Source organism: Acinetobacter sp. (assembly GCF_036666595.1).
Classification (GTDB): Bacteria; Pseudomonadota; Gammaproteobacteria; order Pseudomonadales; family Moraxellaceae; genus Acinetobacter.
In genome coordinates this window covers 1-509 of the sequence record NZ_JAVWVO010000062.1, presented here as the reverse complement: position 1 = coordinate 509, position 509 = coordinate 1, and the positions used below count along the sequence as shown (strand labels likewise).

The following is a 509-nucleotide window of genomic DNA, read 5'->3' as shown; positions in this document are numbered from 1 at the left end:
CCTCTGTATCAGCTAAATCAACATTTAAACGAACTGTAACACTTCTTTTTTTATTCAGAGCTTGGGATTTTGCCTTATTTAATGCAGCAAATAGCTCACCCTGACTTTTATTCAAATTTTGTCTTAGCATCATATCCCCAAAAAAAGGCACAGCCATCATTGCTATAATCGCCAAAACAGCTAGTGTCACCATCAACTCGACTAAGGTGAATCCTCGATTATTTCGCATCGCAACTCCATAGCAACAAAACTTTACCCTATTTAAAATCATAGACCAATTCATTACAAAACCAATACAAGTTGGATAAGTGGCATAAAAAAGCAGATAACTGAAAAATTCAGTTATCTGCTTAAAAAAATAGATTAAATTTAAGCTTGCGTGACTTGTATGCGCAACTCTTTCGGTAAACTAAATGTAATATTCTCTTCACGCCCATTGAGTTCATGTGGTGCTGTTGCCCCCCAATCTTGTAGGCGTTGAATGACTTGTTTAATGAGAATTTCAGGAG

Annotated in this window: 1 protein-coding gene and 1 pseudogene; both read right to left on the bottom strand. The window is 36.1% G+C overall.

What is annotated here, in order from left to right; genetic code table 11:
• On the bottom strand, nt 1–229 hold a 229-nt coding region (locus RR876_RS16745; RefSeq protein ID WP_332637164.1), incomplete at its 3' end, for a prepilin-type N-terminal cleavage/methylation domain-containing protein.
• A 140-nt stretch (nt 230–369) separates the two neighbouring features.
• Nucleotides 370–509, bottom strand: a pseudogene (gene ispH / locus RR876_RS16740) (4-hydroxy-3-methylbut-2-enyl diphosphate reductase); the annotation flags it as partial.